We start from the raw sequence: 5,561 nt of genomic DNA, 5'->3' as shown, positions 1-5,561 counted from the left end.
CTGCCCCCCTCCCACCCACTAAGCCCCCCGCAGACCCCAACCCGAACCCCCCCCCCCCCCCCCCCCCCCCCCCCCCCCCCCCTCCCCTTTGTCCAGGAACGCTGGAGACCGGGCGGCCTACGGCTCGAACTTGTAACCGAGCCCGCGGACCGTGACCAGGTAGCGCGGGGCGCCCGGGTCCGGCTCGATCTTGGCGCGGAGGCGCTTGACGTGGACGTCCAGGGTCTTGGTGTCGCCGACGTAGTCCGCGCCCCAGACCCGGTCGATCAGCTGCATGCGGGTCAGCACGCGGCCCGCGTTGCGCAGGAGCATCTCCAGCAGGTCGAACTCCTTCAGCGGGAGGTCCACCTTGGCCCCGGCGACGGTGACCACGTGCCGGTCCACGTCCATGCGTACGGGCCCGGCCTCCAGCGCCGCCGGGGTGACCTCTTCCGGCTCGCCGCGGCGGCGCAGCACCGCGCGGATGCGGGCGACCAGCTCCCGGGAGGAGAAGGGCTTCGTGACGTAGTCGTCGGCTCCTATCTCCAGCCCGACGACCTTGTCGATCTCGCTGTCCTTGGCGGTCACCATGATCACGGGGACGTTGGAGCGACCGCGCAGCTGCCGGCAGACCTCGGTGCCCGGCAGGCCGGGCAGCATCAGGTCGAGGAGGACGAGGTCGGCGCCGTTGCGCTCGAACTCGTCGAGCCCGTCGGGCCCCGTCGCGGCGATGGCGACCTCGAAGCCTTCCTTGCGGAGCATGTAGGACAGGGCGTCGCTGAAGGATTCCTCATCCTCGACGACGAGCACTCGGGTCACGGAAGGACCTCCGGGGCAGGAATGACTGGTTCTGGGTCAAGCTGGGGTCTGGCGGGTTCGGGGGCGGTCGCCGGGGCCGGCGCGGCCGCCTCGGGGAGCCGCAGGGTGAACGTGGAGCCCTGGCCCTCGGAGCTCCACACCGACACCTCCCCGCCGTGCGAGGCCGCGACGTGCTTCACGATCGCGAGGCCCAGGCCGGTTCCGCCGGTGGCGCGGGAGCGGGCCGGGTCGACGCGGTAGAAGCGCTCGAAGATGCGCTCGCGGTCCTTCTCCGGGATGCCTATGCCCTGGTCGGTCACGGCTATCTCGATCAAGTCTCCACCCGGCGCGGTCACCCGGCGCGCGGCGATGCCGACGCGGGTGCGGGCGGGGCTGTAGTTCACGGCGTTCTCCACCAGGTTGCCGAGGGCTGCGGCCAGCTGCCCCCGGTGGCCCCATACCCGCAGGTCGGCGGTGCCGCCGGCGGCCATGGTGATCTGCTTGGAGGTGGCCGTGTGCCGGCAGCGGTCGATGGCCTCCGCCACGAGCGTGTCCACCCGTACCGGCTCGGCGTCCTCCAGTGCCTCGTCGTTCTGCACCCGGGAGAGGTCGATGAGCTCCTGCACGAGGTTGATCAGGCGGGTGGACTCGATCTGCATGCGGCCCGCGAAGCGGGTGACCGCCTCGGGGTCGTCGGACGCGTCCATGACCGCCTCGGAGAGCAGCGAGATCGCGCCGACCGGGGTCTTCAGCTCGTGCGACACGTTCGCGACGAAGTCGCGGCGCACCGCCTCGATGCGGCGGGCCTCGGTCAGGTCCTCGACCAGCAGAAGCACCAGCCGCGAGCCCAGCGGGGCGACGCGGGCGGAGACCGCGAGGGCCTCGCCGCGGCCGGTGCCGCGCCGGGGCAGGTCGAGCTCGATCTGGCGTATCTCGCCGTCCCGGCGGGTGTCGCGGGCCATGTGGAGCATGGGCTCCACCGCCAGCTTCCCGCCGCGGACCAGCCCAAGCGCGTACGCGGCAGAGCTGGCCTTGACCACCGCGTCGCCCTCGTCGAGGACGACGGCGGAGGAGCGGAGCACGGAGAGGACCGTGTCCACTCCGGGCGGCAGCACCGCGTTGATGTCGGGGCGCATGGAGCTCCGGGTGGGGCGGGCCTGGTCGCGCTCGCTCCAGCGGAACGCCAGCATGGCGATGACACCGGTGCAGAGACCGGCGATCGCCGCAGCTGCGGCGACCGCCGCGTTCACGTCCATGTGTCCAGGTTAAGCAGGCCCGCGGACACTTCCACAGCCGTTCGGGTGGCACCTCGAACAGTCGTCGCCCAGAGTTCACCCTGACGACGGGGTTGATTCATTTGTGGTGCCGGAGTCGGACGCGTTGGCGACCGAACGTGTAAACGTGGGGCCGAACACCCCACACGAGCGAGCAGTAGGCAAGCAGGCCGGAGAGGGACACCATGCGCGACGCGTACCACGAGGAACTGGACTCGATCGGAGAGAGCCTGGTCGAGATGGCCCGGCTCGTCGGTTCCGCGATCGGCCGGGCCACGACCTCCATGCTGGACGCCGACCTGAAGCTCGCGGAGAGCGTCATCGCCGCGGACCAGAAGGTCGACGACCTCCAGCACGACCTGGAGGCGCGCGCCATCGCCCTGCTGGCCCGGCAGCAGCCGGTCGCCACCGACCTGCGGATCGTCGTCACCTCGCTGCGCATGAGCGCCGACCTGGAGCGCTCGGGCGACCTGGCACAGCACGTGGCGAAGCTGGCCCGGCTGCGCTTCCCGGACACGGCGGTCCCGCGCGACCTGCACGCGACGATCCTGGAGATGGGGCAGCTGGCGCAGCGCCTGATGGCGAAGGCGGCCGAGGTCATCATCACGAAGGACGTGGACCTGGCGCTCCAGCTGGAGCAGGACGACGACGAGATGGACCAGCTGCACCGCACGCTGTTCCAGCACCTGATGGACGACCGCTGGAAGCACGGCATCGAGACGGCCGTCGACGTGACGCTGCTGGGCCGCTACTACGAGCGGTTCGCGGACCACGCGGTGTCGGTGGCGAAGCGCGTGGTGTACCTGGTGACGGGTGAGCACGCGGACGAGCTGCAGCAGCCGACGCAGGTCGAGGGCGTCTGAGCCCCTTCGCGCGGCACGCCCCAATGCGCCGTTGACGCGCCGGTGCGGCTGGGCATGAATGAGGCGAAGGCACCACGACTTCCCGTACGCCGCCTGCGAGGAGGCACCATGCCCGAGACCCCTGTCCCCATCACCCCGGAACAGGAGCAGCCGCCCCGCCCGGAGCCGCTGCGCCTCCCGCTGCTCGCGGCCTGCGGCTGCGGCTCGGGCTGCGGCTGCGGCTGCCAGTCCGGCGCCCCGTGCCAGTGCGGCGGCTGACCCGCCCACGACACCGAGAGGGCCCCGTCCGATCCGGACGGGGCCCTCTGGCGTGCGTACGCGGGGTACGGCTGCGGGCTACTTCTTGCCCTGGTTCTTGACGGCCTCGATGGCGGCCGCGGCGGCCGTCGGGTCGAGGTAGGTGCCGCCCGGGTTGAGGGGCTTGAAGTCGGCGTCGAGCTCGTAGGAGAGCGGGATGCCGGTCGGGATGTTCAGGCCCGCGATGTCGGCGTCGGAGATGCCGTCCAGGTGCTTGACCAGGGCGCGGAGGCTGTTGCCGTGGGCGGCGACCAGGACGGTGCGGCCGTCGAGGAGGTCCGGGACGATCGAGTCGTACCAGTACGGCAGCATGCGGACGACGACGTCCTTGAGGCACTCGGTGCGCGGGCGCAGCTCCGGCGGGATGGAGGCGTAGCGCGGGTCCTCGGACTGGGAGAACTCGGTGCCGTCCTCAAGGGCCGGCGGCGGGGTGTCGTAGGAGCGGCGCCACAGCATGAACTGCTCCTCGCCGAACTCGGCGAGGGTCTGGGCCTTGTCCTTGCCCTGGAGGGCGCCGTAGTGGCGCTCGTTCAGGCGCCACGAGCGGTGCACGGGGATCCAGTGGCGGTCGGCGGCCTCCAGCGCGAGCTGGGAGGTGCGGATCGCGCGCTTCTGGAGCGAGGTGTGCACGACATCGGGGAGCAGGCCGGCGTCCTTGAGCAGCTCACCGCCGCGGACCGCCTCCTTCTCGCCCTTCTCGTTGAGGTTGACGTCCACCCAGCCGGTGAACAGGTTCTTCGCGTTCCATTCGCTCTCGCCGTGGCGGAGGAGGATCAGCTTGTACGGTGCGTCGGCCATGCGTACGAGCCTAGTGGACGCCGCAGGGCGCCCGCGCGCCCCCGATTGACGGACGGCGTCAATCCAGTGGACGGCGGCGGGCCCCGTTCGTAACGTGCCAGGAGATCGATTGGTGCTTACGTCTTCGGGGGAATCCGTATGTCCGCTGCCAGTTTGAGACGGGCTGCCCGGGAGAGCGTGTCGGGGCTGCCGCGCGCCTTCTGGTGGCTGTGGGCCAGCACGCTGGTGAACCGGCTCGGGGCTTTCGTCGCCACGTTCATGACCTTGTACCTGACCCTGGACCGGGGCTATTCGGCCTCGTTCGCGGGGCTCGTGGTCGCCCTGCACGGTCTGGGCGGGGTGGTGTCCTCGCTGGTGGCGGGCGTGATGACGGACCGGCTGGGGCGGCGGCCGACGATGCTGGCCGCGAACGTGTCGACGGCCCTGTCGGTGGCGCTGCTGGGGTTCATGGAGCACCCGGCGGCGATCGCGGCGGTGGCGGGCCTGGTGGGCATGGCCTCGAACGCCTCGCGCCCGGCGGTCTCCGCGATGATGGCCGACATCGTCCCGCCCGAGGACCGGGTGCGGGCCTTCGCGCTGAACTACTGGGCGATCAACCTGGGCTTCGGGATCAGCTCGGTGGTGGCGGGCGTGGTGGCCGAGTACAGCTACCTGGCCGGCTTCCTGGGCGAGGCGGCGCTGACGCTGCTGTGCGCGGTGCTGGTGTTCGCGAAGCTGCCGGAGTCGCGTCCGGTGAAGGAGGAGGCGGAGAAGGGGACGGAGCCGGAGATCGGGCTGGGGACCGTGCTGCGGGACGGGCGGTTCATGGCGGTGGTCGGGCTGTCGTTCCTGATCTCGCTGATCTTCACGCAGGGTTCGGTGGGCCTGCCGGTCGCGATGGGCCAGGCGGGCTTCTCGCCGGGGGACTACGGGCTGGTCGTGGCGGCGAACGGGCTGCTGATCGTGATCCTCCAGATCCCGGTGACCCGGTTCATCGAGCACCGCGACCCGAGCCGGCTGCTGGTGATCTCGGCGCTGCTGGCGGGGTACGGCTTCGCGATGACGGCCTTCGCGGGGTCGCTGTGGGCGTACGCGCTGACGGTGTGCGTGTGGACGCTGGCGGAGATCGTGAACTCGCCGACGCAGATGGGGCTGGTGGTGCGGCTGTCGCCGGTGCACGGGCGGGGGCGCTACCAGGGGATGTACACGATGTCGTGGGCGGTGGCGGCGCTGGTGGCTCCGCTGATGGCCGGGTTCGTGATCGACCGGTACGGGGCGGGGTGGCTGTGGGGGGCCACGGGTGTCCTGGGGACGGTGGCGGCGGCGGGGTACTGGCTGCTGATGCGGGGGCTTCCCGGTGGGGCGGATGCCGTGGCTGCCTCCGGCAGCGGTGCGGTGGCGGCGGAGCCGGCCACCCCGCAGACCGCCGAGGCCTAGCCGGGCGGGCGGGGCGGGGGGCGTGCCGGTGCCGCTGCGCGGGGCGAGGTCCCCTACCCGCCCTTCGCCCGTTCCTCCCCCAGCTACCGCTGGGAGGTGCCCCCAGGGGGCTCCGCCCCCAGACCCCCGCGCCTCA

At 71.7% G+C, this 5,561-nt stretch carries 6 protein-coding genes; 3 read left to right on the top strand and 3 right to left on the bottom strand.

Annotation, left to right across the window (positions count from 1 at the left end):
* Positions 1-117: 117 nt before the first annotated feature.
* Together phoP and phoR are read right to left on the bottom strand one after the other, a co-directional pair.
* Entirely contained in the window at positions 118-789 is a 672-nt protein-coding gene (phoP, locus tag AC07A6_RS38265; protein ID WP_466527820.1) for a two-component system response regulator PhoP, read from the bottom strand.
* 5 nt (positions 790-794) lie between these two features.
* The gene (phoR, locus tag AC07A6_RS38260) at positions 795-2,033 is read right to left on the bottom strand and encodes a two-component system sensor histidine kinase PhoR (protein ID WP_007265513.1); all 1,239 of its coding nucleotides are present in this window, start codon (positions 2,031-2,033) and stop codon (positions 795-797) included.
* 203 nt (positions 2,034-2,236) lie between these two features.
* On the opposite strand from phoR, the gene phoU reads away from it, so the two are divergent.
* Positions 2,237-2,914, top strand: coding sequence for a phosphate signaling complex protein PhoU (gene phoU, locus AC07A6_RS38255; protein ID WP_007265512.1), 678 nt, complete (start codon positions 2,237-2,239; stop codon positions 2,912-2,914).
* A 108-nt stretch (positions 2,915-3,022) separates the two neighbouring features.
* On the top strand, positions 3,023-3,172 hold the full coding sequence (locus AC07A6_RS38250) for a hypothetical protein (RefSeq protein WP_165365008.1): 150 nt from the start codon (positions 3,023-3,025) through the stop codon (positions 3,170-3,172).
* Between the two features lie 78 nt (positions 3,173-3,250).
* On the opposite strand, the gene AC07A6_RS38245 is transcribed toward AC07A6_RS38250, so the two are convergent.
* Positions 3,251-4,009: a phosphoglyceromutase gene (locus AC07A6_RS38245; RefSeq protein ID WP_362473343.1), complete on the bottom strand. Its 759-nt coding sequence runs from the start codon at positions 4,007-4,009 to the stop codon at positions 3,251-3,253.
* A 138-nt stretch (positions 4,010-4,147) separates the two neighbouring features.
* On the opposite strand from AC07A6_RS38245, the gene AC07A6_RS38240 reads away from it, so the two are divergent.
* Positions 4,148-5,425, top strand: a complete 1,278-nt coding sequence (locus AC07A6_RS38240) for an MDR family MFS transporter (RefSeq protein WP_478780192.1) — start codon at positions 4,148-4,150, stop codon at positions 5,423-5,425.
* Positions 5,426-5,561: the final 136 nt, after the last annotated feature.

The sequence above is a fragment of the Streptomyces sp. NPDC044002 genome (genome assembly GCF_056434525.1).
The sequence above is the reverse complement of the archived record's forward strand: the minus strand, read 5'-3'. Positions and strand labels throughout refer to the sequence as shown.

Bases quoted from the DNA above. Each gene is read 5' to 3' on its own strand.
- phoR (WP_007265513.1), bottom strand. From the start codon at position 2,033: ATGGACGTGAACGCGGCGGTCGCCGCAGCTGCGGCGATCGCCGGTCTC.
- phoU (WP_007265512.1), top strand. From the start codon at position 2,237: ATGCGCGACGCGTACCACGAGGAACTGGACTCGATCGGAGAGAGCCTG.
- AC07A6_RS38250 (WP_165365008.1), top strand. From the start codon at position 3,023: ATGCCCGAGACCCCTGTCCCCATCACCCCGGAACAGGAGCAGCCGCCC.
- AC07A6_RS38245 (WP_362473343.1), bottom strand. From the start codon at position 4,009: ATGGCCGACGCACCGTACAAGCTGATCCTCCTCCGCCACGGCGAGAGC.
- AC07A6_RS38240 (WP_478780192.1), top strand. From the start codon at position 4,148: ATGTCCGCTGCCAGTTTGAGACGGGCTGCCCGGGAGAGCGTGTCGGGG.